The 21412-nt window shown below is 70.7% G+C and carries 22 protein-coding genes; 12 read left to right on the forward strand and 10 right to left on the reverse strand.

The genetic code is table 11. The features are described from left to right. The first annotated feature begins 58 nt into the window (after positions 1–58). Together KBY47_RS30800 and KBY47_RS30805 are read left to right on the forward strand one after the other, a co-directional pair. A complete protein-coding gene (locus KBY47_RS30800; protein WP_210926944.1) occupies positions 59–859 on the forward strand; it encodes a helix-turn-helix transcriptional regulator in 801 nt (266 codons plus the stop codon). Then, positions 852–1067 (forward strand): DUF397 domain-containing protein, encoded by a 216-nt coding sequence (locus KBY47_RS30805; protein ID WP_210926946.1) that lies wholly within the window; start codon positions 852–854, stop codon positions 1065–1067. The genes KBY47_RS30800 and KBY47_RS30805 overlap by 8 nt, the downstream gene beginning before the upstream one ends. Before the next feature lie 73 nt (positions 1068–1140). On the opposite strand, the gene KBY47_RS30810 is transcribed toward KBY47_RS30805, so the two are convergent. After that, entirely contained in the window at positions 1141–2817 is a 1677-nt protein-coding gene (locus KBY47_RS30810; protein ID WP_210926948.1) for a fumarate hydratase, read from the reverse strand. 157 nt (positions 2818–2974) lie between these two features. Here KBY47_RS30810 and KBY47_RS30815 point away from each other — a divergent pair, with 157 nt between their 5' ends. Then, positions 2975–3706, forward strand: a complete 732-nt coding sequence (locus KBY47_RS30815; protein WP_210926950.1) for a DUF1707 domain-containing protein — start codon at positions 2975–2977, stop codon at positions 3704–3706. A 118-nt stretch (positions 3707–3824) separates the two neighbouring features. After that, on the forward strand, positions 3825–4202 hold the full coding sequence (locus KBY47_RS30820; RefSeq protein ID WP_210926953.1) for a WhiB family transcriptional regulator: 378 nt from the start codon (positions 3825–3827) through the stop codon (positions 4200–4202). Positions 4203–4367: 165 nt separating this feature from the next. Here KBY47_RS30820 and glpX read toward each other — a convergent pair whose 3' ends face one another. After that, on the reverse strand, positions 4368–5399 hold the full coding sequence (gene glpX / locus KBY47_RS30825; protein WP_210926955.1) for a class II fructose-bisphosphatase: 1032 nt from the start codon (positions 5397–5399) through the stop codon (positions 4368–4370). Between the two features lie 128 nt (positions 5400–5527). Here glpX and KBY47_RS30830 point away from each other — a divergent pair, with 128 nt between their 5' ends. After that, a complete protein-coding gene (locus KBY47_RS30830) occupies positions 5528–6061 on the forward strand; it encodes a DUF4245 domain-containing protein (protein ID WP_210926957.1) in 534 nt (177 codons plus the stop codon). 73 nt (positions 6062–6134) lie between these two features. On the opposite strand, the gene KBY47_RS30835 is transcribed toward KBY47_RS30830, so the two are convergent. The 3 genes from KBY47_RS30835 to xseA all read right to left on the reverse strand — a co-directional run bounded on the left by KBY47_RS30835 (position 6135) and on the right by xseA (position 8343). After that, entirely contained in the window at positions 6135–6728 is a 594-nt protein-coding gene (locus KBY47_RS30835; RefSeq protein WP_210926959.1) for a malonic semialdehyde reductase, read from the reverse strand. Between the two features lie 146 nt (positions 6729–6874). Beyond that, the gene (locus KBY47_RS30840; RefSeq protein ID WP_210926961.1) at positions 6875–7126 is read right to left on the reverse strand and encodes an exodeoxyribonuclease VII small subunit; all 252 of its coding nucleotides are present in this window, start codon (positions 7124–7126) and stop codon (positions 6875–6877) included. Then, complete coding sequence (xseA, locus tag KBY47_RS30845) at positions 7123–8343, reverse strand: exodeoxyribonuclease VII large subunit (RefSeq protein WP_210926963.1); 1221 nt, start codon at positions 8341–8343, stop codon at positions 7123–7125. The genes KBY47_RS30840 and xseA overlap by 4 nt, the downstream gene beginning before the upstream one ends. An 80-nt stretch (positions 8344–8423) precedes the next feature. Between xseA and KBY47_RS30850 the strand changes: the two genes are divergently transcribed. Next, complete coding sequence (locus KBY47_RS30850; RefSeq protein ID WP_210926964.1) at positions 8424–9434, forward strand: 4-hydroxy-3-methylbut-2-enyl diphosphate reductase; 1011 nt, start codon at positions 8424–8426, stop codon at positions 9432–9434. Between the two features lie 29 nt (positions 9435–9463). Then, a complete protein-coding gene (ppgK, locus tag KBY47_RS30855; protein WP_210926966.1) occupies positions 9464–10216 on the forward strand; it encodes a polyphosphate--glucose phosphotransferase in 753 nt (250 codons plus the stop codon). Positions 10217–10544: 328 nt separating this feature from the next. On the opposite strand, the gene KBY47_RS30860 is transcribed toward ppgK, so the two are convergent. Then, positions 10545–10997 carry a DUF6542 domain-containing protein gene (locus KBY47_RS30860; RefSeq protein ID WP_374103134.1) on the reverse strand — a complete coding sequence of 151 codons (453 nt, stop codon included), beginning with the start codon at positions 10995–10997 and terminating at the stop codon, positions 10545–10547. 374 nt (positions 10998–11371) lie between these two features. Here KBY47_RS30860 and ychF point away from each other — a divergent pair, with 374 nt between their 5' ends. The 3 genes from ychF (at position 11372) to KBY47_RS30875 (ending at position 13155) form a co-directional block, all read left to right on the forward strand. Further along, complete coding sequence (gene ychF, locus KBY47_RS30865; RefSeq protein WP_210926969.1) at positions 11372–12460, forward strand: redox-regulated ATPase YchF; 1089 nt, start codon at positions 11372–11374, stop codon at positions 12458–12460. A 159-nt stretch (positions 12461–12619) separates the two neighbouring features. After that, positions 12620–12904 (forward strand): type II toxin-antitoxin system Phd/YefM family antitoxin, encoded by a 285-nt coding sequence (locus KBY47_RS30870; protein ID WP_210926971.1) that lies wholly within the window; start codon positions 12620–12622, stop codon positions 12902–12904. After that, positions 12901–13155, forward strand: a complete 255-nt coding sequence (locus KBY47_RS30875) for a Txe/YoeB family addiction module toxin (RefSeq protein WP_210926974.1) — start codon at positions 12901–12903, stop codon at positions 13153–13155. Before KBY47_RS30870 ends, KBY47_RS30875 begins: the two co-directional genes overlap by 4 nt. Positions 13156–14102: 947 nt before the next feature. On the opposite strand, the gene KBY47_RS30880 is transcribed toward KBY47_RS30875, so the two are convergent. Beyond that, the gene (locus KBY47_RS30880) at positions 14103–14726 is read right to left on the reverse strand and encodes an AAC(3) family N-acetyltransferase (RefSeq protein ID WP_308405356.1); all 624 of its coding nucleotides are present in this window, start codon (positions 14724–14726) and stop codon (positions 14103–14105) included. An 86-nt stretch (positions 14727–14812) separates the two neighbouring features. Between KBY47_RS30880 and KBY47_RS30885 the strand changes: the two genes are divergently transcribed. Further along, on the forward strand, positions 14813–15784 hold the full coding sequence (locus KBY47_RS30885; protein ID WP_210926976.1) for a hypothetical protein: 972 nt from the start codon (positions 14813–14815) through the stop codon (positions 15782–15784). On the opposite strand, the gene KBY47_RS30890 is transcribed toward KBY47_RS30885, so the two are convergent. Beyond that, the gene (locus KBY47_RS30890) at positions 15744–16718 is read right to left on the reverse strand and encodes a hypothetical protein (RefSeq protein ID WP_210926978.1); all 975 of its coding nucleotides are present in this window, start codon (positions 16716–16718) and stop codon (positions 15744–15746) included. The genes KBY47_RS30885 and KBY47_RS30890 overlap by 41 nt on opposite strands. 138 nt (positions 16719–16856) lie before the next feature. Between KBY47_RS30890 and KBY47_RS30895 the strand changes: the two genes are divergently transcribed. After that, positions 16857–18014, forward strand: coding sequence for a DUF418 domain-containing protein (locus KBY47_RS30895; protein WP_210926980.1), 1158 nt, complete (start codon positions 16857–16859; stop codon positions 18012–18014). A gap of 107 nt (positions 18015–18121) precedes the next feature. Here the strand turns inward: KBY47_RS30895 and KBY47_RS30900 are convergent, their stop codons facing one another. After that, the gene (locus KBY47_RS30900; RefSeq protein ID WP_210926982.1) at positions 18122–19954 is read right to left on the reverse strand and encodes a type IV secretory system conjugative DNA transfer family protein; all 1833 of its coding nucleotides are present in this window, start codon (positions 19952–19954) and stop codon (positions 18122–18124) included. Between the two features lie 27 nt (positions 19955–19981). Next, entirely contained in the window at positions 19982–21379 is a 1398-nt protein-coding gene (locus KBY47_RS30905; RefSeq protein ID WP_247695502.1) for an ATP/GTP-binding protein, read from the reverse strand. Positions 21380–21412 lie beyond the last annotated feature (33 nt).

Raw genomic sequence — 21412 nt, forward strand, 5'->3', positions numbered from 1 at the left:
GCGGTGCACACTGAGGGTGACGGTGTGGTTGTGGAGAGTGACTCGGGGGTGTCCAGGGGTGACTACGGCGTACGGCGACTGGTTGCGGGAGCAGCGGGAGGCGGCGGGCAAGACGCAGCAGCAGCTGGCGGACGAGGCGATCATGTCGCGGACGCATATTGCCCACATTGAGGCGGGGCGGAGGGTGCCGAGCCGGGAGGACGCGCGGAGGCTGGACCAGGTGCTGAACACGCGGGGCGCGCTGACGAGTTTCCGGCCCGGGAACGACCGCAGGCCGGTGGCCACGCATTTCAAGGCGGCGCTGGAGCTGGAACAACAGGCGTCCGTCATCAGGGAGTTCGCGCTGTCCTTCGTGCCGGGCTTCCTCCAGACGGAGGCGTACGCGGATGCCGTGCTGCGGGACGCGTCGTACCCGCCGCTGGGCAAGGAGGTGCGCGCCGAGGCCGTGGCCACACGAGTGGCCCGTGCGCGGATCCTCGACAACCCGTGTACGCCGGTGGTGTTGGCGCTGCTTGACGAGGCGGTACTGCGGCGGCCGACCGGCGGGCGTGAGGTGATGGCCGCGCAGATCAGACACCTGGTGCAGCTGGTGGAGAGCGAGCGGATCCGGGTGCATGTGGTGCCGCTCGAGGTCGGCTGCCATCCACTTCTCGTCAGTGCGGCCAAGCTGCTGTGGTTCGAGGATCAGCCTCCGGCCGTCTATGTCGAGGCGTTCCTCACGGGCACGGTGCACGACGATCCGGATCTGGTCGAGCGCGTCCAGCAGACCTACGATCTCGTGCTGGGAGACGCCCTACCGCAGCGGGAGTCAACGGCCCTGATGCGGTCGATCGCTAAGGAATATGGCCATCATGACTGAGCACACGATCCCCGACGCTTCCGCGCTCAGGGGTTGGCGCAAGTCCTCGTACAGCGGCGGAAACGAGGGCGACTGCCTCGAAGTCGTCCCTGACGTACCGTCCGGCCTCCCGGTCCGGGACTCCAAGAACCCCCACGGCCCGGCGATAGTCTTCGGCCGCTCGGCGTGGGTGGCGTTCGTCGGCCATCTCAGCCCGTCCGGCGTTTGAGGACGAGGCCCGCAGGGCCGACAGGGGGTCCAGGGGGCAGCGCCCCCTGGACGGTGTCGTAGGGGCTGCGCCCCTACGACAGCCCAGGCCCCCGCACCGGAATCGACGTGAACGTCGGCGCCGGCGCCGGGTCCTGGAAGAAGTCGTTGCCCTTGTCGTCAACGACGACGAACGCCGGGAAGTCCTCCACCTCGATCTTCCACACCGCCTCCATCCCCAGCTCCTCGTACTCCAGGACCTCCACCTTCTTGATGCAGTCCTGCGCGAGCCGGGCCGCGGGCCCACCGATGGACCCGAGGTAGAACCCGCCGTGCGCGGCGCACGCGTCGGTGACCTGCTTACTCCGGTTGCCCTTGGCGAGCATCACCTTGGAACCCCCGGCCGCCTGGAACTGCTCCACGTACGAGTCCATCCGCCCGGCCGTCGTCGGCCCGAAGGACCCGGACGCGTACCCCTCGGGCGTCTTCGCGGGCCCGGCGTAGTACACCGGGTGGTCCTTCAGGTACTGCGGCATCTCCTCACCCGCGTCCAGCCGCTCCTTGATCTTCGCGTGGGCGATGTCGCGGGCGACGACGAGCGGCCCGGTCAGCGAGAGCCGCGTCTTGACGGGGTACTTCGTCAGCTCGGCGAGCACGGACTCCATCGGCTGGTTGAGGTCGATCTTGACGACGTCACCGTCGGCCTCCAGGTGCTCGTCCGTCGTCTCGGGCAGGAACCGCGCCGGGTCGGTCTCCAGCTGCTCCAGGAAGACACCCTCGGCGGTGATCTTCGCGACGGCCTGCCGGTCGGCCGAGCAGGACACGGCGATGGCGACGGGGCAGGACGCGCCGTGCCGCGGCAGCCGCACCACGCGCACGTCGTGGCAGAAGTACTTCCCGCCGAACTGCGCCCCGATCCCGATCCTCTGCGTCAGCTCGAAGACCTTCTCCTCCAGCTCCTTGTCCCGGAACCCGTGCCCGAGCGGCGACCCCTCGGTGGGGATCTCGTCCAGGTAGTGCGCGGAGGCGTACTTCGCGGTCTTCAGCGCGTACTCGGCGCTCGTACCGCCGACGACGATCGCGAGGTGGTACGGCGGACAGGCGGCCGTACCCAGCGAACGGATCTTCTCCTCCAGGAACTTCATCATGGAGGCCTCGTTGAGGACGGCCTTGGTCTCCTGGTACAGGAACGACTTGTTGGCGGAACCGCCGCCCTTGGCCATGATCAGGAACTTGTAGGCGCCGCCGTCGGTGGCGTACAGCTCGATCTGGGCCGGGAGATTGGAGCCGGTGTTCTTCTCCTCCCACATGGTGAGCGGAGCCATCTGCGAGTACCGCAGGTTCAGCTTGGTGTAGGCGTCGTAGATGCCGCGGCTCAGGGCCTCCTCGTCGCCGCCGTCGGTGAGCACGTTCTGCCCGCGCTTGCCCATGACGATCGCCGTGCCGGTGTCCTGGCACATCGGCAGGACGCCCGCCGCCGCGATGTTGGCGTTCTTCAGCAGGTCGAGCGCCACGAACTTGTCGTTGCCGGACGCCTCGGGGTCGTCGATGATGCGGCGCAGCTGGGCGAGGTGGGCAGGGCGCAGGTAGTGCTGGATGTCGTGGATTGCCTCTTCCGCGAGCTTGCGCAGCGCCTCCGGCTCCACTTTGAGGAACGTCCGACCGTCGGCCTCGAAGGTGGAGACACCTTCGGAGGTCACCAGCCGGTAGGGGGTGGTGTCCTCTCCCAGGGGGAGCAGATCGGTGTACGCGAACTCAGGCATGTCGCCCATTCCTCACTCGACAGACGGCCGCCCGCCTCCGTTGGCGGGCGCTCACCAGCGTAGAACCTGCGACTGACACCGGACCTGTGAGGTAAGGCTCAGTTGAAGCCACGACGACCCCTTCCGGGGGCTATCGCGATCTATCGTGTTTCGGTACGCTGCTGCCGTGGACCTTCAGAAGCAGACCGCGCCCGCGTCCGAGCCCCCGCCCGCCGCCACCGGGGACCCGGCTCCCGAGGAGCTGCGTGCCTCGGACGCCGACCGGGACCAGACCGCGGACATCCTGCGCGACGCCCTCGCCGAGGGCCGTCTGACCGCCGACGAGCACGCCGAGCGCGTCGAGCGGGCGTACCGCGCCCGGACGGTCGGCGAGCTGGCTCCCCTCGTCCGCGACCTGCCCGGCGGTCACCAGCCGCGCCCGTCCGCCCCGCCGTTCACCCCCGGCCGCCCCACCCCGGGCGCCATACCCGTCGAGCCCGATGACAACGTCGTCGCGGTCTTCAGCAGCGCCGGCCGCAAGGGCCGCTGGCGCGCGGGCCGCCGTATCCACGCGTACGCGATCTTCGGCAACGTGGAGATCGACCTGAGCGAGGCGCTCTTCGAGTACCAGCAGGTCGTCATCAAGGCGGTCTCCGTCTTCGGCAACGTCGAGATCGACGTCCCGGAGAACGTGTCGCTGCACGGCTCGGGCGGTGGCGTCTTCGGCAACTTCGAGGTCGACACCCTCGACTCCCGCGACCCGGAGGCGCCCGTCATCCTCGTCGAGGGCTGGTCGGTGATGGGCAACATCGAGGCGCGGGCCAAGCGGGGCAAGCTGGTCACGGACATCCTGGACCGCGTGCAGCGCAAGATCGACCGCAAGCTCGACCGGGGTCTGCGCAAGCATCTCGGTCACTGATGGAAGTGAACTAACCGCGGCCGTACGGCCGTTGGGGACTCCCTGCATAGGCGCGCGCACAGCGGGTAGACCTTGCTGCATCGTCTCTCGCTCGCGAAGCCGTCGTCAGGAGTAGACCGTGCCGCAACCGCCGCATTCGTCCTTGCAGGTAGCTGCCGCTCCGGCCCAGCGGGTACCAGCGCGGGACAGGGACCAAGACGCGCCCTGGCACACCGAGGCGGTGTGCCGACGTGACGAGGCCGGCCTGTTCTTCGCCCCGTCGAAGGAACCCACCGCCGCCCGGCTCTCCCGCGAGGAGGCCGCCAAGCGCGTCTGCGCCCGTTGCCCGGTCATGGTCGAGTGCCGCGAGCACGCCCTGCTCCAGCCCGAGCCGTACGGCGTCTGGGGAGGCCTCACCGCCGCCGAGCGCAGAGTCGTCCTCGCCCGGCGCCGCCGCCGCGACCTGGAGCTGAAGAAGGCCGCCCGAGCGACCAACCGCATAGCGGCCGCAGGCTGACAACGAACAGGGGGCGCCCCCTCCGCACCGGAGGCGCCCCCTCTTTCTTTTGGTGGTCGTCCGGCGACCTTCTTCACACGGGGAACCGCATGCCCTCAGGGGCGCGGGGAACTGCGCGAGCAACCACAACGAACCCGCACGGATCCCCTCCCGCAACCGGCGGAGCTACTTCGCCCGGTCGAAGTCGATCGCGCTGTACGCCCGCAACTTGCTCAGCCGGTGCTCCGAATCGATCCGCCGCACCGTCCCCGACTTCGACCGCATCACGATCGAGTCGGTCGTCGCCGTCTCCGACCGGTACCGCACCCCCCGCAGCAACTCCCCGTCGGTGATCCCGGTCGCGACGAAGAACACGTTCTCCCCGGTGACCAGGTCCTCGGTCGTCAGCACCCGGTCCAGGTCGTGCCCGGCGTCCAGCGCCCGCTGCCGCTCGTCGTCGTCCTTCGGCCAGAGCTTGCCCTGGATGGTGCCGCCGAGGCACTTCACGGCGCAGGCCGAGATGATGCCCTCCGGCGTCCCGCCGATGCCGAGCAGCAGGTCGATGCCGGTGCCCTCGCGCAGGGCGAGGATCGAACCGGCCACATCGCCGTCGGAGATCAGCTTGATACGGGCCCCGGTCTCCCGGATCTCCTCGATGATGCCCTGGTGCCGGGGCCGGTCGAGGATGACGACGGTGACGTCCTCGGGGGTGGAGCGCTTGGCCTTGGCGACCCGCCGGATGTTGACGGAGACCGGCGCGTTGATGTCGACGAAGTCGGCGGCGTCGGGGCCGGTGACCAGCTTGTCCATGTAGAAGACGGCCGACGGGTCGAACATCGAGCCCCGCTCGGCCGCCGCCAGCACGGCGATCGCGTTGGGCATGCCCTTGGCGGTCAGGGTGGTCCCGTCGATCGGGTCGACGGCGATGTCGCACTCGGGGCCGGTGCCGTCACCGACCCGCTCCCCGTTGAAGAGCATCGGGGCCTCGTCCTTCTCGCCCTCCCCGATGACGACGACGCCGTTCATGGAGACGGTCGAGACGAGGGTGCGCATGGCGCGCACCGCCGCCCCGTCGGCGCCGTTCTTGTCGCCGCGGCCGACCCAGCGGCCCGCGGCCATCGCCGCGGCTTCGGTGACCCGGACGAGTTCCAGGGCGAGGTTGCGGTCGGGGGCCTCGGAGGGGACATCGAGTTCGGACGGCAGATGATGCTCGGTCATCGGAGCGCACCTTTCTGATACGACGACGGCCGGATGAGGGTGTTGGCCATGACTCTATCCCCAGGCCGACAGAATGAGCAGGGAACCCCACGGATGAGCGGAGTGGGCCACCTGCGACGATAGGGGGCGTGGCAGGGACGAATCGCAAGCAGAAGACGATCCGCGGCATGGTGCTCTCCCTCTCGGTGAGCGTGCTCGCGGCAGGGGTCATCTACCTCTTCACCCCGCACGAGGACAAGGATCCCGACCTTCCTCGGGTGGACTACCGAGTGGAGCTGCTCACCGCACGCCGCGCCGCCACCTACCCGGTGGCCGCCCCGGAGGGCCTGCCGGAGAGCTGGAAGCCCACCTCCGTCCGCTTCAGGGGCGAGCCCCACAAGACCTGGCACCTCGGCTTCCACGCACCCGACGGGGAGTACGTGGAGATCGCGCAGTCGACTCAGCGGCGGACGAAGTTCATCAACGAGACCAGCCTGGGGTCGACCGGCACGAAGACCACCGAGGAGATCGGCGGCCGTACCTGGACCCGGTACACGGGCGGCCGGTACGACGCGCTGGTGCTGGAGGAGACCGCCGACACCAAGGGCTCGACGACGGTGGTCGCCGGTACGGGCTCGTTCGAGCAGCTCGCGCAGATGGCGGGGGCGCTGAAGATGTCGTAGGCGTCGTGGATGTCATGGACGAAGAAGAGACCCCCGGTGGGCACCGGGGGTCTCTTCATGCTGTGCGCGCGGCTCACACGGTGGTGACGACCTCGTCGTACGCCAGCCGCGGGGAGCGCGGGAACCAGGCGTTCTCGCCGGGCCTGCCGATGTTGACGACCATCAGCGGGGTGTGGTCGTCGTCCAGGAACTCCTTGCGGACGCCCTCCAGGTCGGCGCCGGTCATCGGACCGGCGGCCAGTCCGGCGGAGCGCAGGCCGACGATGAAGTAGGCGGCCTGGAGGGCGGCGTTCAGGGTGGCCTGGCTCTCGCGGGCCTCGCGGCCGAAGCCCTCGAACATGTCCTTGGCGCCCTCGAAGTGCGGGAACAGCGTCGGCAGCTCGTGGTGGAACTCGTTGTCGGCGGAGAGGATCGCGACCAGCGGGGCCTTGCCGGTCTTCTCCTTGTTGCCGTCGGCCATGAGGCCGACCAGGCGCTCGCGGGCCTCGGCCGAGCGGACCAGGGTGATGCGCAGCGGCGACTGGTTCATCGACGTCGGGCCGTACTTGATCAGGTCGTAGACGGCCTGGATCTGCTCGTCGGTGACGGGCTCGTCGGTGAAGGTGTTCGCGGTGCGGGCCTCACGGAACAGCAGGTCCTGGGCGGCGGGGTCAAGAACGAGGGACATGGTTCGGCTTTCTCGCGTTGTCGGTCCGGGGGGATCGGCTGACAACAGTGAATGTACGTGAGGGAAGTTCAATGTTCAACCAAAAGCGGGACGTGGTGATCCGCTTCACAGACCTCGCAGGTTCGGAGGGGCTCTGGCCGCGCGGCTTAGTCCTCCGGGGCCTCCTGCCGGGCCGCTTCCTCCGCTTCCTCCGCCTCCTCCTCGGCCAGCGCCGCGTCCAGCCGCGCCCGCGCGCCGTCCAGCCAGCGGCGGCACACCTTCGCCAGCTCCTCGCCCCGCTCCCAGAGCGCCAGCGACTCCTCCAGCGTCGTACCGCCCGCCTCCAGCCGTCGTACGACGTCGATCAGCTCGTCGCGCGCCTGCTCGTACCCGAGCGCCTCGTCCGTCCTGCTGGTCATTCGCTCACCTTCGTGTCAACTCGTACGGAGAACTCGCCCTCGGCCACCCGCGCCCGCAGCGGCTCCTCGGCGGCCACCTCGTCAGGGGTGCGGACGACATGGCCGTCCGCCTTCTGGAGCACCGCGTAACCCCGCTTCAGGGTGGCCGCCGGGGAGAGGGCCACCACGCGCGCGTGCGTGTGCGTCAGGTCGGAGAGGCCGCGGTCCAGCTGGTGCCCGAAGCAACGGCGGCCCCGGTCGAGAAGCGACGCCACCTGGTCGGCGCGCTCGTCGATCATCCGGTGCGGGTCCTCTATGGACGGCCGGGCGAGCGCATGCGCCAGGCCACGCTCCTCCCGGTCGAGGAAGGCGTCCACGCAGCGCCGCGCGCGGTCCCGCAGCAGCCGTACCCGCTCGTACTCCTCACCGACGTCCGGGACGACCTTCTTGGCGGCGTCCGTGGGCGTGGAGGCGCGCAGATCGGCGACATGGTCGAGCAGGGGGTTGTCCGGCTCGTGCCCGATCGCGGACACCACCGGCGTACGACAGGCCGCCACCGCCCGCACCAGCTGCTCGTCGGAGAACGGCAGCAGGTCCTCCACGCTGCCGCCGCCCCGCGCCACGATGATCACGTCCACGTCGTCGAGCGCGTCCAGCTCCTTCACCGCCTGCACCACCTGCGGCACCGCGTGCACGCCCTGCACGGCCACATTGCGCACCTCGAAACGGACCGCGGGCCACCGGTGCCGGGCGTTCTCCAGCACGTCCCGCTCCGCCGCCGAGGCCCGGCCGCACACCAGCCCGATCAGCTGCGGCAGGAACGGCAGCGGCTTCTTGCGCTCCGGCGCGAACAGCCCCTCGGCCGCGAGCGCCTTCTTCAGCCGCTCCAGCCGCGCGAGCAGCTCCCCGACGCCCACCGGCCGTATCTCCGCGGCCCGCAGTGACAGCTGCCCGCGCGGGGCGTACCACTCCGGCTTCGCGTGCACGACGACCCGCGCGCCCTCGCTGACCATGTCCGCGACGGCGTCGAACACCTGCCGGTAACAGGTGACGCTCACCGAGATGTCGTACGACGGATCCCGCAGCGTCAGGAACACCACGCCCGCGCCCGGCCGCCGCGAGAGCTGGGTGATCTGCCCCTCCACCCACACCGCGCCCAGCCGGTCGATCCAGCCCCCGATGAGCCGCGACACCTCACCCACGGGCAGCGGGGATTCCACGGACGTGTTGACAGCCATGCCGCGAGCGTAGTCGCAGGCACCGACAGTCACCGACAGCCCGAACCGGGAGATCGAGGGGCCGGGGGCGCGGCCTTACGATGGGTGCCATGACTGCTTCGTCTGGCCGCCGTGTCCTGCTCGCCGCCCCCCGGGGCTACTGCGCCGGTGTGGACCGCGCCGTGATCGCCGTCGAGAAAGCCCTCGAACAGTACGGGGCCCCCGTCTACGTCCGGCACGAGATCGTCCACAACAAGTACGTCGTACAGACCCTGGAGAAGAAGGGCGCCGTCTTCGTCGAGCGGACCGAGGAGGTCCCTCCGGGGAACATCGTGATGTTCTCCGCGCACGGCGTCGCCCCGACCGTCCACGAGGAGGCCCGGCAGGGCCGCCTCGCCACCATCGACGCCACCTGCCCGCTGGTCACCAAGGTCCACAAGGAAGCCGTCCGCTTCGCCGACGAGGACTACGACATCCTCCTGATCGGACACGAGGGCCACGAGGAGGTCATCGGCACCTCCGGCGAGGCCCCCGACCACATCCAGCTCGTCGACGGGCCGGACGACGTCGCGAAGGTCGAGGTCCGCGACGAGTCGAAGGTCGTCTGGCTCTCCCAGACCACGCTGAGCGTCGACGAGACGATGGAGACCGTCGACGCCCTGAAGGAGAAGTTCCCGCAGCTGATCTCCCCGCCGAGCGACGACATCTGCTACGCCACGCAGAACCGCCAGCTCGCCGTGAAGCAGATGGGCGCGGAGGCGGAGCTGGTGATCGTCGTCGGTTCCCGCAACTCCTCCAACTCCAAGCGGCTCGTCGAGGTCGCCAAGCTCGCCGGTGCGCGCGAGGCGTACCTGGTGGACTTCGCCGACGAGATCGACGAGGCCTGGCTGGAGGGCGTGAGCACGGTCGGCGTCACCTCCGGCGCCTCCGTCCCCGAGGTCCTGGTCGAACAGGTCCTGGAGTGGCTCGGGCAGCGCGGCTACGAGGACGTGGAGCTGGTGAAGGCGGCCGAGGAGTCCATCACCTTCTCCCTGCCGAAGGAACTGCGCCGTGACCTGCGCGAGGAGGCGGCGGCGCTGATCGCGGAGCGGACCGGCACCGCCCGGGAGTGACTGTCAGTCCTCCGTCGTAACGTAGGGCCATGCAGATCTTCGGTGTGGACATCGGCGGGTCCGGTATCAAGGGCGCCCCTGTGGACCTCGACAGGGGCGACCTGGCCGCGGAGCGCTTCAAGGTGCTCACCCCCCATCCGGCGACGCCCGACGGGGTGGCCGACGGAGTCAGACAGGTCGTCGACCACTTCGGGTGGACGGGCCCGGTCGGGCTGACCTTCCCGGGCGTGGTGACCGGCGGCGCCACGATCCGTACGGCGGCCAATGTCGACAAGAGCTGGATCGACACCGACGCGCGCGCGTTGTTCGGCGAGCGTCTGGGCGGCCTGCCGGTGACGGTCGTCAACGACGCCGACGCGGCCGGCGTCGCCGAGATGGCCTTCGGCGCCGGACGCGACCGCAGGGGCACGGTCATCCTCCTCACCTTCGGCACCGGCATCGGCAGCGCCCTCTTCATCGACGGCCGCCTGGTCCCCAACACCGAGCTGGGCCACCTGGAGCTGCACGGCCACGACGCGGAGAAGCGCGCCTCCAGCAAGGCCAAGGAGGACGAGGACCTGAGCTGGGAGCACTGGGCGCACCGCGTGCAGAAGTACCTCGCCCATGTCGAGATGCTGTTCTCCCCCGAGCTGTTCATCATCGGCGGCGGGGTGAGCCGCAAGTCGGCCAAGTTCCTCCACCACATCGAGGGCATCAAGGCGGAGATCGTCCCGGCCCAGCTCCAGAACAACGCGGGGATCGTGGGCGCGGCGATGAGAGCGGCGGACCGGGTCGGCGACTGACGCCGGGGCGCACGGGCTGACGGTCGGGTGGGGGCGGCGGGGGCATCGGGGGCCGCTTTGCCGGGCGGCTGGGGTGGTCGCGGAGAGGCGAGTGGCCGGGCGGCTGCGGGGGTCATGGACAGACGGCCGGGCGGGCGGCGCCGCCGTGGTCATCGGGGGGCCACCTCGCCGGGCGGTCGCGGTCGTCACCGAGAGGCGAGTGGCCGGGCGGCTGCGTTGGTCACGGACAGACGGCCGGGCGGGCGGCGAGCCGGTCAGCGACCGGCAACTGGGCGGGCGGCCGTGGGGGTCGCCGGGTGGGGGCCGCACCGCCGGGCGGTCGCGGTGGTCATCCGGCGCCACCCCGCCGGGACACGGCCGCAGCCGTAGCCGCGCTGGCCGCCGTAGCCGCGCCCGCGGCCATCGCCACCCGCCGCCGCCTCCGCATCAGCCGCACCTTCCGTACGGTGACGATCACCCCGGTGACGAGGGTCCCGCCGTACAACCACCCCGCCTCGGTGGCCAGAGCGGTCGCCAGCCCCACCATCCACCCGCTGAAGCCGTCCCCGCCATCGGCGACGAAGACGAGCCCGGCGGCAAAGCCGATCGGCACCACGACGGGCGCGCTGGTCAGGTCCCCCCGGCGCACCCACACCGCGCTCAGCAGACACACCGGCAGGAACAGCACGCCGTACACGGTCGGCGAGCCCCCGAACAACACCCGCGTCAGCGCACCGAGCACGAGCATCACCGTGGCACAGAACAGCCCGCACCCGAGCCCGGTGAGCCGGGGGTTGGGCATGCGGCGCGGGGCGGGGGCGGAGGCGGCGTCGCCGGACAGGGGGCGCCCCCCCGGCCGCACGGGCCGCACAGGCCGCACGGGCCGGGCAGGGCGCGCCCCGCCCCGTCCCTTCTGCGGTGGCAGCGAGGTGGGGTGCGCTCCGCGTCGCGGTCCGTGCTGAGGAGGTCGCGTCCTGTGTTGCTCCACTGGACCAACTTAGGTCGTTCAATATGTCGAATAGGTGCTCGGACACGCCGTCGCGCCGACCTTGGCCAAGCGTTCGAAGGATCGCCGGGCCGCGTCCCGGCACCCCGTAGACTGGGGGATCGGCCGGCCCCGGGTCTCGGTGCCTGGCCCTCCGGGCCCCTCCTCCTCACGTACGGGAAGTCGAGAACGTGTCGCTCACGATCGGAATCGTCGGTCTGCCGAATGTCGGCAAGTCGACCCTGTTCAACGCCCTGACCAAGAACGACGTGCTCGCGGCCAACTACCCGTTCGCCACGATCGAGCCCAACGTCGGCGTCGTCGGCGTCCCCGACGGCCGTCTCGCCAAGCTCGCGTCGATCTTCAAGTCGGAGCGCATCCTCCCGGCCACGGTCGACTTCGTCGACATCGCGGGCATCGTCCGCGGCGCCTCCGAGGGCGAGGGCCTGGGCAACAAGTTCCTCGCGAACATCCGCGAGTCCGACGCGATCTGCCAGGTCATCCGCGCCTTCAAGGACGAGAACGTCGTCCACGTCGACGGCAAGGTCTCCCCGAAGGACGACATCGAGACCATCAACACCGAGCTGATCCTCGCCGACCTCCAGACGATCGAGAAGGTCCTCCCGCGCCTCCAGAAGGAGTCGAGGATCAAGAAGGACCTGGCCGCGAAGGTGAAGGCGGTGGAGGAGGCGAAGGAGATCCTCGACCAGGGCGAGACCCTCTTCGCCCACGGCATCGTCCAGGGCAGCGAGCGCGCGGAACTCCTCCACGACCTGCACCTGCTGACGACGAAGCCCTTCCTCTACGTCTTCAACGTCGACGAGGACGAACTGACCGACGAAGCCTTCAAGGACGAGCAGCGCGCCCTGGTCGCCCCCGCCGAGGCGATCTTCCTCAACGCCAAGCTTGAGGCCGACCTGGCAGAGCTGGACGAGGAGGACGCCATGGAACTCCTCGAGTCCGTCGGCGCCGAGGAGCCCGGCCTCGCCACCCTCGCCCGCGTCGGCTTCAACACCCTCGGCCTCCAGACCTACCTCACCGCGGGCCCCAAGGAATCCCGGGCCTGGACCATCAAGCGCGGCGCCACCGCCCCGGAAGCCGCCGGCGTGATCCACACCGACTTCCAGAAGGGCTTCATCAAGGCCGAGGTCATCTCCTTCGACGACCTGGTCACCACGGGCTCGGTCGCCGAGGCCCGCGCCAAGGGCAAGGCCCGCATGGAGGGCAAGGACTACGTGATGCAGGACGGGGACGTGGTGGAGTTCCGCTTCAACGTGTGAGCGGATGAAGTAACGCGACGTATGCAGCGTGGCAGCCTCGCAGGTCAGATGGGGTCGGCTCCTCCTGGGGTCGGCCCCTTGCTCTTTGGTAATTGGTGCTGAGGAAGACGGTCGAGAGTGGTACGTTATTCGGTACCACTTGATGTAGGGAGTCAGGTCATGTCGATAACTGCGAGCGAAGCCCGCAAGGCTCTCTTCCCGTTGATCAAGAAGGTCAACGACGATCACGAGGCCATCGAGATCGTCTCCAAGCACGGCAACGCCGTACTTGTCTCGGCTGAGGACTACGCGGCTCTGCGGGAGGGCTCGTATCTGCTGCGCTCTCCGGCGAACGCTCGCCGGTTGCTCAAGGCATACGAGAACGCCCTGGCCAACATCAACGTGTCGGAGCGAGAGCTGATCGACCCTGACTCGCCGGATGCGGCGCGTGAGGGTGCTGCGTGAGGCTCGTCTTTGAGGATCAGGGCTGGGAGGACTACACGTCCTGGCTCAAGAACGACCGCAAGGTGCTGGCTCGGATCAACAAGCTCATCGAGGACGTCAAGCGTGACCCCTTCACGGGGATCGGCAAGCCCGAGCCTCTCAAGTACCACTTGCCCGGGGCGTGGTCGAGGCGGATCGATGACGAGCACCGGCTCGTCTACCTGGTGACGGAGAAGGAGATCGTCATCCTCGCGGCTCGTTACCACTACTGACCGGCTCTGTGATGCCGTTTGTTCAGCGGCACAGTTCCTCGACCAGTGGCGGAGTCGGTCACCGTCGAGGAGGACGCGGTGGGCGAGGAAGTTGCGGGCCTCGCGCAGGATGCGCAGCCGACGGCGTTCGGAGGGATTGAGGGCGATCACGCCGTCGCAGTGCGCGCCCCACATTGCGCCCAGCTCCATCATGGCGACGGCAGAGTCATCGGGCTCGGGAGCCGTGCCGGGTGCGCGGCACGGGCTGTAGTCCTGGGCGAGCCGGGCCAGCGGGATTCGAGCACGCAGCCGGACGGTGGTGGCGAACTGGTCTCGGGCGTCGTCCAGTAGCGGTAGCAGCACCTGGTTCTGCGCCAGCCATACCCGTGCAGCCACCGCCTGCCCGTCAAGGTCGTAGCTGGGGTGGCGGCGTAGTCTGCCGTCCCAGTTGTCGACGGTGCCTGCGTTCCAGGCGGTGAGCAGCCTATCGTCGGGTCGGCGGCCGGGATGCCGGCTGCGTTCGGCCCGCTGCGGTGGGATGGCCGCCGGTCCGGAAGGATCCGCGATCTCGTCGCGATGGGCCGGCGTCAGGCTCTCGGGGCGTCCGTCGTCCCAGTGACTGGCCAGGGCGGCGGCGATCTCCAGGTGCCATTACGAGATCCTGCCAGACCGATCCTCGACGGACCAAGTACCCTGCGAGCAGGGCGCATCGCACCGCAGCCTGCGTTACCTCAACTCCCGGCGAGCCCGGTCGTCACCGTTCACTCAGTCGCCACCGCCGATGCCTCCAGGCCCATCTACAGCTACGACGCCCGCGCCGATTCCTCAGCTCGGCATGTGCACCATTGGACACCCTGCACGTACGCGCCTGACGGCCGACGCGCACGAAACGGTAAGTCCGGCGTCCGGATGGACCGCGTCAACGTGTCGAGACCGAACGTCGCGACCGGGCGCTGTCGTCTGGGGTGTCACCCCAGCGGAACCCGGCCGATTGGGCCGCCGGAGACCGAGTCTCGGCAGGCGAGGCAGTGGGGGTTGGCGCAGTGGGTCACGTTCTGGTCGGCGGTCATGGCTTCGACCGCGGCGGCGAGGGTCTTCTTCGCCGGGTAGGCGCTCCATTGGGACTCGCCCACCTGGGTGGTGCGTGCCAGCGGTCGCAGCCACGGTTCCAGCCGTGGGAATCCCTCTGAGCACGACCCTGTCTCCACCATGATCACCCTGCCGTCGGCTGCGCGGGCCCAGCGGACGGGGAGCTGTCGGCCGGACTGCTGCTCGGCCAGGTGGAGCGCGGTCATCCGGTTCAGTCCGACGCCCACCAGCAGGAGGGCGCCGTCGTTGTCCGCAAGGGTACGCACGGGTCCGTACACGTCGGTCGGGGTCTGTGCGGCGATGAGTTCGGCCGCTTGTGGCCCGACCGCCGCGAAGGCTGTACTCGGTACCCAAACCAGCGCAATGGTGCAGTCGCGGGGCGCTGGGATGCACTCCGGTAAGTGCGTACGCGCTGGCGGGCTGGTGGCGCTCTGCCTTCTGCCGGGTCCCGGCAGCGCTGTTCGGGGGAGTGCTGCCGGAGTCGTTTCTCGCGCTGGGGTCAGGTCTCGCGGACTCTGGGGGGACTCGTGGGAGGGGGTGCCGGGTGAGGCATGTGCCGTTCTTCCGGTGGGTGTTGACGTTGGGGGGCGTGTTCTTCGCCTGTTCGGTGTGGCTGTATGCCGCCGGGGCGGGCCTGCCCGAGGCGCGGCAGGTCGATCTGACGGTGGTGGAGGAGGAGGCCGACGGGTCGTGCACCGTCCGGTGGGAGGACCCGTATCAGGGGCGGACGAGGGAAGCGGACTACCAGTGTGATCCCGGCCGGTCCGAGCTGCTCAAGGCGCCGCGGTACTCCGACAGTCGTGGCTACGGCTGGGACACCGCGTACATGCTCACCGAAGGGCCCCAGCGCGGGAATCTGGAGGAGCTTGCCGCCGGTGAGCAAGGGCTCAACGTCTCCGACGTGTGCCTGCTGCTGGGGGCGTCGCTCATCGCCCTCGGGCTGGTCGGGGGGAACCTGCGTGCCCTGCCCCGGGTTCTCGGTGTGCGGGCTCGGGTCGTCCGGCGTGCGGCCGAGTTGTCCGAGGCCGCGGAGTGGGTGGCCGAGGACTACGAGCGGGTCGTGTCGGTGGTGAGGGAAGAGGGGCGCCACCCCGATGCCCTGGCTCAGGGGAGTGGTGGTGCGGACGGTTCGCGACTGGTCACCGGGCTCTGGGTGCTGCGGGAGGCCGGGCCGCGGGCGGGAGAGACGGCGGCTCTCGCGCGGCGGCTGACGCGGCGGCTTCAGGGGCTGCTGGACGACGCGGCGCCCGCCGCCGGACTGCGGAGCAGGCTGCGCGCGGGTCCGGTGGCCCGGAGCGATGCCGACCGGGCGGTGGCCGAGCTGCGGCTGCTGCTGGCCGACGCCGAGCGGGACGGGCTGGCCGAGCGTTTCGCGCAGACCTCCGTCGATCTGCTCCGGGGGCAGGACGCCGAGCGGGCCGTCCTCGCGGCCACGGCCGACTTCGCGCGGGAACCCGACGCGTACCGGCTGCTGTTGGCCGAGGTGGCGGGGCCCGCGGTCGTACCGTGGCGGCGGCGGGTCAAGGGCGTTCTCCGGCGTCGTCGTCCGTCAGGCGCATGAGGAGCAGGTCGAATTCCGCGGGCCGGGTGAGGTGCGGTTCTCCGGTGTGGTGGTGGATCAGGCGGGTCAGGATGCCGTGGTGCCACCAGTAGACGTCCGGGGTGACCGGGCCCACCGCGTGGGTGTGGTTGGCGGTGGTGAAGGCGGTCATGCCGTCCAGGGTGGGGAGGAGAGGGATGGCCGTGGTGATGGGGCTCAGGGCCAGCGTGTAGCGGTTGGGCATGGACAGCAGGGCTCCCGCCGGGGACAGGTCGTGGCCCGTGAGGTCGCGGGTCAGTTGGTCGGCCGTCAGGGCGCGGCTGGAGGTGAAGAAGGACTCGCCCGTGAGGACGTGGAAGCGGATACCGTCCGGGCCGTGCAGGATCGAGTGGGTTTCCAGCGGGAGGGCGCGGAGGTTGGCCAGCGCCCGGCGGCGTAGGTCCACGAGGTCGCCCAGTGAGGACAGCGCCTCGTCCGTGAGGGGCATGACGCTTTCCGGGAGGTCCAGGGCCAGGACCTCGCAGAGGCCCGGGGCCACGACGCGGGCGTGGGTGTGGGCCATGGGAGCGGCGGCGTCCGGGGTCAGGACGTCCGCGGTCACCACCCAGGGGCGTAGCCGGGTGAGCAGTTCCTCGTGGGGGAGGGAGTCCAGCGGGGACGGGCCGTCCGCCACCCTCAGTACGCGGTCCACGTGGTCGCGGATCACCCGTGGCCACCGGCCGCGGCCCCCGGCGTCGTGGTGGCAGACCGCCGCCAGGTCGGTCAGGGCGAAGTGGCGGCCCGCGCTGTCGCTGACCTCCGTGGCGTGGATCGTGACCTCCAGGCCGCGTTCGGCGAAGGCCTCGCGGACCTGGGAGCGGAAGTAGGCGCCCTCGTCCAGGGAGAGGAAGCCGTACGTGGTGTCGCGGGGGGCGGTTCGCTCGTCGCGGCCGCGCGGACGGCGGTGGGTCCACATGCGGTGGTCCTTTCTGCTGGCTGTGTCACGGCGCAACGTGTGACGGGTGTGGAGGGTTCAACGCGTTCCCCTCGGTTCCGGCGTACTGAACCGTCGGCGTTCCCGTGCCGTGGTGCCCCCTGAGTCGAGGAGGCCCCGATGTTCCTTGTGTCCGCCCCGTCCCCTGCGCGGACCCGTGTCCGTGAGGTCGATGTCCTGCGCGGGTTCGCGCTGTTCGGCATCCTGCTGGTCAACGCGTCGGTCATGGCCGGGCCGCGGGTGGGCAGCGGACGGGCGGACGACGTCGCGGCCTGGCTGGTGACCGCGCTCGTCGCCGGTAAGTTCTATCCGCTGTTCGCCTTTCTTTTCGGCTACAGCTTCGTCCTCCAGCGGGCCGCCGCCGAGCGGGCGGGGGCGCCCTTCGCGCCCCGGCACCTGCGCCGGCTGCTCTGTCTCCTCGCGCTCGGTCTCGCCCACGGCGTGCTGCTGTTCTCCGGTGATGTGCTGATGGTCTACGCGGCGCTGAGCCTCGTCCTGTTCGCGCTGCGGGACATCGCACCCCGGACCGCGGTCCGTGTCGCGGTCTGGCTTGTCGTGGGGTGTGCGGCGTTCCTGCTGGCCTGGGGGCTGTTCACCGTCGTCTACGCGCAGCCCCTGCGGGCGGGAGCCGTCGCGGCGTGGGCGGAGGAGCGGGCCGCGGCCTACCGGGGTGGTCCCGGCTCCGTCGTCGAGGCCAATCTGCGGCGGCTGCGCGACACCCTGGGGTGGAACGTCCTCTACGCCCTCGACATCCTCGCCGCTCTGCTGGTGGGGCTCGCCGCGGGGAGGGTGGGGCTGCTCGCCGACGTCGGCCGGTACCGGGCGGTCATGCGGCGGGTCGTGAGGTGGGGGCTGCCGGTGGGGCTGGCCGGGGGTGTCGTCATGGCGGTCTGCCGTAACGGGCCGCTCGACAGCCGGTGGTACGACGTCGGGTCCGCCGTCGGGGTGCTCACCGGGCCCGCGCTCACGGCGGCGTATGCCTGTGGGCTGTTGTTGTGGGTGGGGGCGGCGGGGGGCGGGCGTCGTGTTGGCGTTGTGCTCGGGTCCGCCGGGCGGCTCGCGCTGACGAACTACCTCGGCCAGTCGCTGGTCATGGCGGTCGTCTTCACCGGGTACGGGCTGGGGCTGTACGGGCGGACCGGCACACTGGCGCTCCTCGCCGGGTGCCTCGTCCTGTACGGCGTTCAGCTCGCGGTCAGCGGCTGGGTGGTGCGGCGCTTCCGGTACGGTCCGGCGGAGTGGCTGCTGCGGGCGGTGACGTTGGCGCGTAGGCCGTGAGTTTGTGCTTCGTGGTGTGAGTTTGTGCTTCGTGGTGTGGGCTGGTGCCGATGGTGTGGGCTGGTGCCGATGGTGTGGACTGGTGCCGCATGGTGTGGGCTGGTGCTTCATGGTGCGGGCTTGTTCAGGGTGACCGCGCCGCGCTGCCATCTGCTGGCCGCCTCCGTGGGGGCGGGTGACGCGGGGCCCGTCCAGGAGCGCGTGGCGCGTTCCGTGATCGCCGCCGTCTCCGCCTTGGCCGCCGCCGAGATGGCCGCCGCGCCCGGCTCCAGGTACCAGGGGCGCAGCCGGATCAGCGCGGGGCGTACGCCGGTGGCCAGGAGCAGGGCGGTGCCCTTGGGCAGGGCGCGGATGCGGTCCGCGGGAAGCACCGGGTCCAGACGGTAGGAGTACGAGCGGGACACGCCCTCCTTGCTGCGGGTGACGGACGGGGTGCGGATGTCGCTGTTACCGACCAGCTTGGAGATCTTCTCCACGAAGTCGGCGTCGTCCAGGCCCGCCCCGAGCAACTTGATCGTGGCCGCGCTCCACAGGGCGTCCATGCCCGCCTCGCCCCACACCCGGCTGCCCTGCCGGTAGCTCTGGAGCAGGGTGACGACGTTGATGCCGCGCGAGCCGAAGTGGCTGTACAGGTCGGGCAGGTCGGAGATGCGGCAGACGTTGGCCGCCTCGTCGAGGACGGCGGTCATCGGCGGGTCCAGGCGCCCGCCCATCCGCTCGGCGGCGACCACACCGGCGCGCATCGTCGCGTCCGCGAGGCCCGCGATCACGCCCGCCGCCGAGCCGCCGCCGTCCTTGGAGAGCAGGTAGAGGGTGTCCTTGCCGAGGACGTGCTCGTGCGGCCTGAACTCCGGGAGGTGCGGGTCCGGTGTCACCCACGCCACGATCTCCGGGTCCAGCAGACAGGCCACGCACTGCCGGGCCGTCTCGTAGATGCCGTCGCGGGTCTCCACCGCGCCGCGCACCGTGCCCTGCAACTGCTCGGCCATGGCGACCATGTTGACGTCCCGCAGCAGGTCGACGGGCGTGCGGTCGGCCGGGTCGGCGAGCCAGGTCAGCAGGTCCAGGACGGACGCCTTGCCGCGGGCTGCGGCGAGGAACAGCGCGGTGAGGGTGTTCTGCGCCGCGGAGATCCAGAAGTCCTTCTTCGACTGGTCGTCGTTGACGGACGCCACGAAGTGCCCGGCCAGACGGCGGGCGCCCTCGATGGTGTGGCAGTCGGCCAGGATGTTCCACCACATCTCGCGCGGGGCGTGCGCGATGCCCTGCGGGTCGAACGTCCACACCCGGCCCTTCTTGGCGCGTTCGGCGCGGGTGACGGCGTACACGTCGGACTTGTTGGAGGTCAGCAGCACCGCGCCCTGTGCGCGCAGCACGCGGGGGACGGCGATGCCGGTGGACTTGCCCGCCCGGGGGGCCATCAGGTCCAGCTCCACGTCCTCGAAGGAGGAGCGCAGTTCGGGGCCCTTCGGGGCGAGGTCGCCGAGGAGGTTGCCGGTCTCGTCGGGGTGGAGTTCCGTACGGCCCTTGAGGGAGGGGCGCAGTTCGCGGGCGCGGGCCGCGATGCCGTCCGGGGCGAGGGCGGCCAGGTCCCGCTGCCGGGCGAGGCCCTTGGGCTGGGCGAGGTAGCTCACCGCCTTGCGGACGGTGAGGACCACGAGCGTGACGACGACGCCGAAGACGACGACGATGCCCGCCGTCACCCCGGCCGTCGACGCGCCCGGCCACAGGGCGTCCGGGCCCTCGGTGAGCAGGGCGCCGAACGACGCCAGGCCGAACGCCGGGGGGTGCCAGCCGGAGCCGGTCACCGCCGCGCCCAGGGTGCCGCCGAGCCAGACGCCCCCGAACAGGACGAGGAAGCCGCCCGCCACCAGCACGATCGCCCACGGCATGAGTTCGCCGCCGTACATGCGGCCCTTGGCCGCGGTGCCGCCGCTCATGGGTTCACCTCTCGTCCGCTGTCGTGGTCACCGGGGGCCGTCGGTGGGCTGGTTCGCCGCCCAGCGCTTGTTCGTGTCGTGCAGGTGCCGTTCGGTGTCGGTGATGGCGACCTGGATGGGGATGCCCGGACGGCCACCGACCTTGATCAGGAAGCGCCCCCGGCCGGGCGGCTCCTCGCGGTCGCCGTGCGCGGCCCAGCCGGGCGGGGAGGACCAGGAGGAGACGAGTTCGATCTCCCGGCGGGACAGGCCCACGATGTGGCCCAGCTCCTCCATCTCCTGGCGGGGCAGCCCGGCGCACACCACCATCCCGGCGCGTTCGACGAAGCCGCGCGCCTTGACGCGGTCGGCGTCGGTGCCGAGCGCCTCGGCGTCCTTCAGGGTGTGGGTGATCTTGGCGTCGCCGAGGCCGAGGGTGCGGTTGAGGCGGGTCAGCGCGTCGATGCGGTCGACGATGCCGGAGGCCGCGCGCAGCGGACGCCACAGCTCGTCCAGGACGGTGAAGAACCAGCGCCGGGGCGCGAGTCCGGCGTCCGCGAGGGCGTGCGAGGCGGCGACCGTGCCCAGGCCGTCGGACCAGGCCGCGAGCATCGCCGCCGCGGTGAGCTGGGTGTCCGCCTCCCCGATCCGGGAGATGTCCATGCACACCGCGGAGGAGTTGAGGTCGATACGGGTGGACGTCTCGGCGGCGAAGGTGTCGCCGAGCGGACCGTCCAGGATGCCGAGCAGTGAGCGGTGCAGCGGGTCCACCGCGTCGCGGTAACGGGACTCGTCACCGCGGTCCAGGGTCACCGCCCGCACCCGGGGCGGCCCTTCGGCGAGGACCCGCACCAGCTCGGGCAGCAGCGGGGCGCGGCCCGGCGGGGTGCGTTCGCGCAGGTGGTGCAGGGCCGCGGAGAGCACGGACTGCTCGTGGTCGCTCATGGCGCTGTCCCGCACGATGGTGATCAGCGCGGCGACCATGTTGAGGACACGGCCGTGCGTCTCCGCCTCCAGCACCCGGCCCGCCTCGCCGCCGATCCGCTGGGCGGCGGCGCCCATGGCACCGGGGTCGAGGACGTTGATGCCGCCCACGCCGCGGCCGATGGAGATGACCTGACCGCCCAGGGCGCGCACGGTGTCGGCGTAGTCGGGCTTGAGGTCGCCCAGCACCAGCGGCACCACACCGGTCGCGGCCAGCCCGATGAGCATGCGGTTGACCAGCGTGGACTTGCCCAGGCCCGGCATGCCGAGCATGAACAGCGACGGGTTGGAGATGTAGTGGGCGCGGGTGAACCAGGACAGCGGGTCACCGCACACCGTGGCCCCGGTGTAGAGGTGCTGGCCGAGCGGGACGCCGGTCATGGGGGCGCCCGAGCCCGCAGCGAACGGCCACAGTCCGCACGCCTGCACGGTGGTGGCCCGCCACATCGACGGCGGGTCCATGTTGGCGACCTGGCCGCCGCCGGGGCCGGGCCA

Origin of the sequence: Streptomyces sp. B93, assembly GCF_018070565.1 — a bacterium.
Lineage (GTDB): Bacteria > Actinomycetota > Actinomycetes > Streptomycetales > Streptomycetaceae > Streptomyces.

Bases quoted from the DNA above. Each gene is read 5' to 3' on its own strand.
- glpX (WP_210926955.1), bottom strand. From the start codon at position 5,399: ATGACCGAGCATCATCTGCCGTCCGAACTCGATGTCCCCTCCGAGGCC.
- KBY47_RS30890 (WP_210926978.1), bottom strand. From the start codon at position 16,718: ATGTGGACCCACCGCCGTCCGCGCGGCCGCGACGAGCGAACCGCCCCC.
- KBY47_RS30895 (WP_210926980.1), top strand. From the start codon at position 16,857: ATGTTCCTTGTGTCCGCCCCGTCCCCTGCGCGGACCCGTGTCCGTGAG.
- KBY47_RS30905 (WP_247695502.1), bottom strand. From the start codon at position 21,379: ATGGACCCGCCGTCGATGTGGCGGGCCACCACCGTGCAGGCGTGCGGA.
- KBY47_RS30900 (WP_210926982.1), bottom strand. From the start codon at position 19,954: ATGAGCGGCGGCACCGCGGCCAAGGGCCGCATGTACGGCGGCGAACTC.
- KBY47_RS30835 (WP_210926959.1), bottom strand. From the start codon at position 6,728: ATGTCCCTCGTTCTTGACCCCGCCGCCCAGGACCTGCTGTTCCGTGAG.
- KBY47_RS30850 (WP_210926964.1), top strand. From the start codon at position 8,424: ATGGGTGCCATGACTGCTTCGTCTGGCCGCCGTGTCCTGCTCGCCGCC.
- KBY47_RS30805 (WP_210926946.1), top strand. From the start codon at position 852: ATGACTGAGCACACGATCCCCGACGCTTCCGCGCTCAGGGGTTGGCGC.
- xseA (WP_210926963.1), bottom strand. From the start codon at position 8,343: ATGGCTGTCAACACGTCCGTGGAATCCCCGCTGCCCGTGGGTGAGGTG.
- KBY47_RS30870 (WP_210926971.1), top strand. From the start codon at position 12,620: ATGTCGATAACTGCGAGCGAAGCCCGCAAGGCTCTCTTCCCGTTGATC.
- KBY47_RS30810 (WP_210926948.1), bottom strand. From the start codon at position 2,817: ATGGGCGACATGCCTGAGTTCGCGTACACCGATCTGCTCCCCCTGGGA.
- KBY47_RS30860 (WP_374103134.1), bottom strand. From the start codon at position 10,997: ATGCCCAACCCCCGGCTCACCGGGCTCGGGTGCGGGCTGTTCTGTGCC.
- ppgK (WP_210926966.1), top strand. From the start codon at position 9,464: ATGCAGATCTTCGGTGTGGACATCGGCGGGTCCGGTATCAAGGGCGCC.
- KBY47_RS30840 (WP_210926961.1), bottom strand. From the start codon at position 7,126: ATGACCAGCAGGACGGACGAGGCGCTCGGGTACGAGCAGGCGCGCGAC.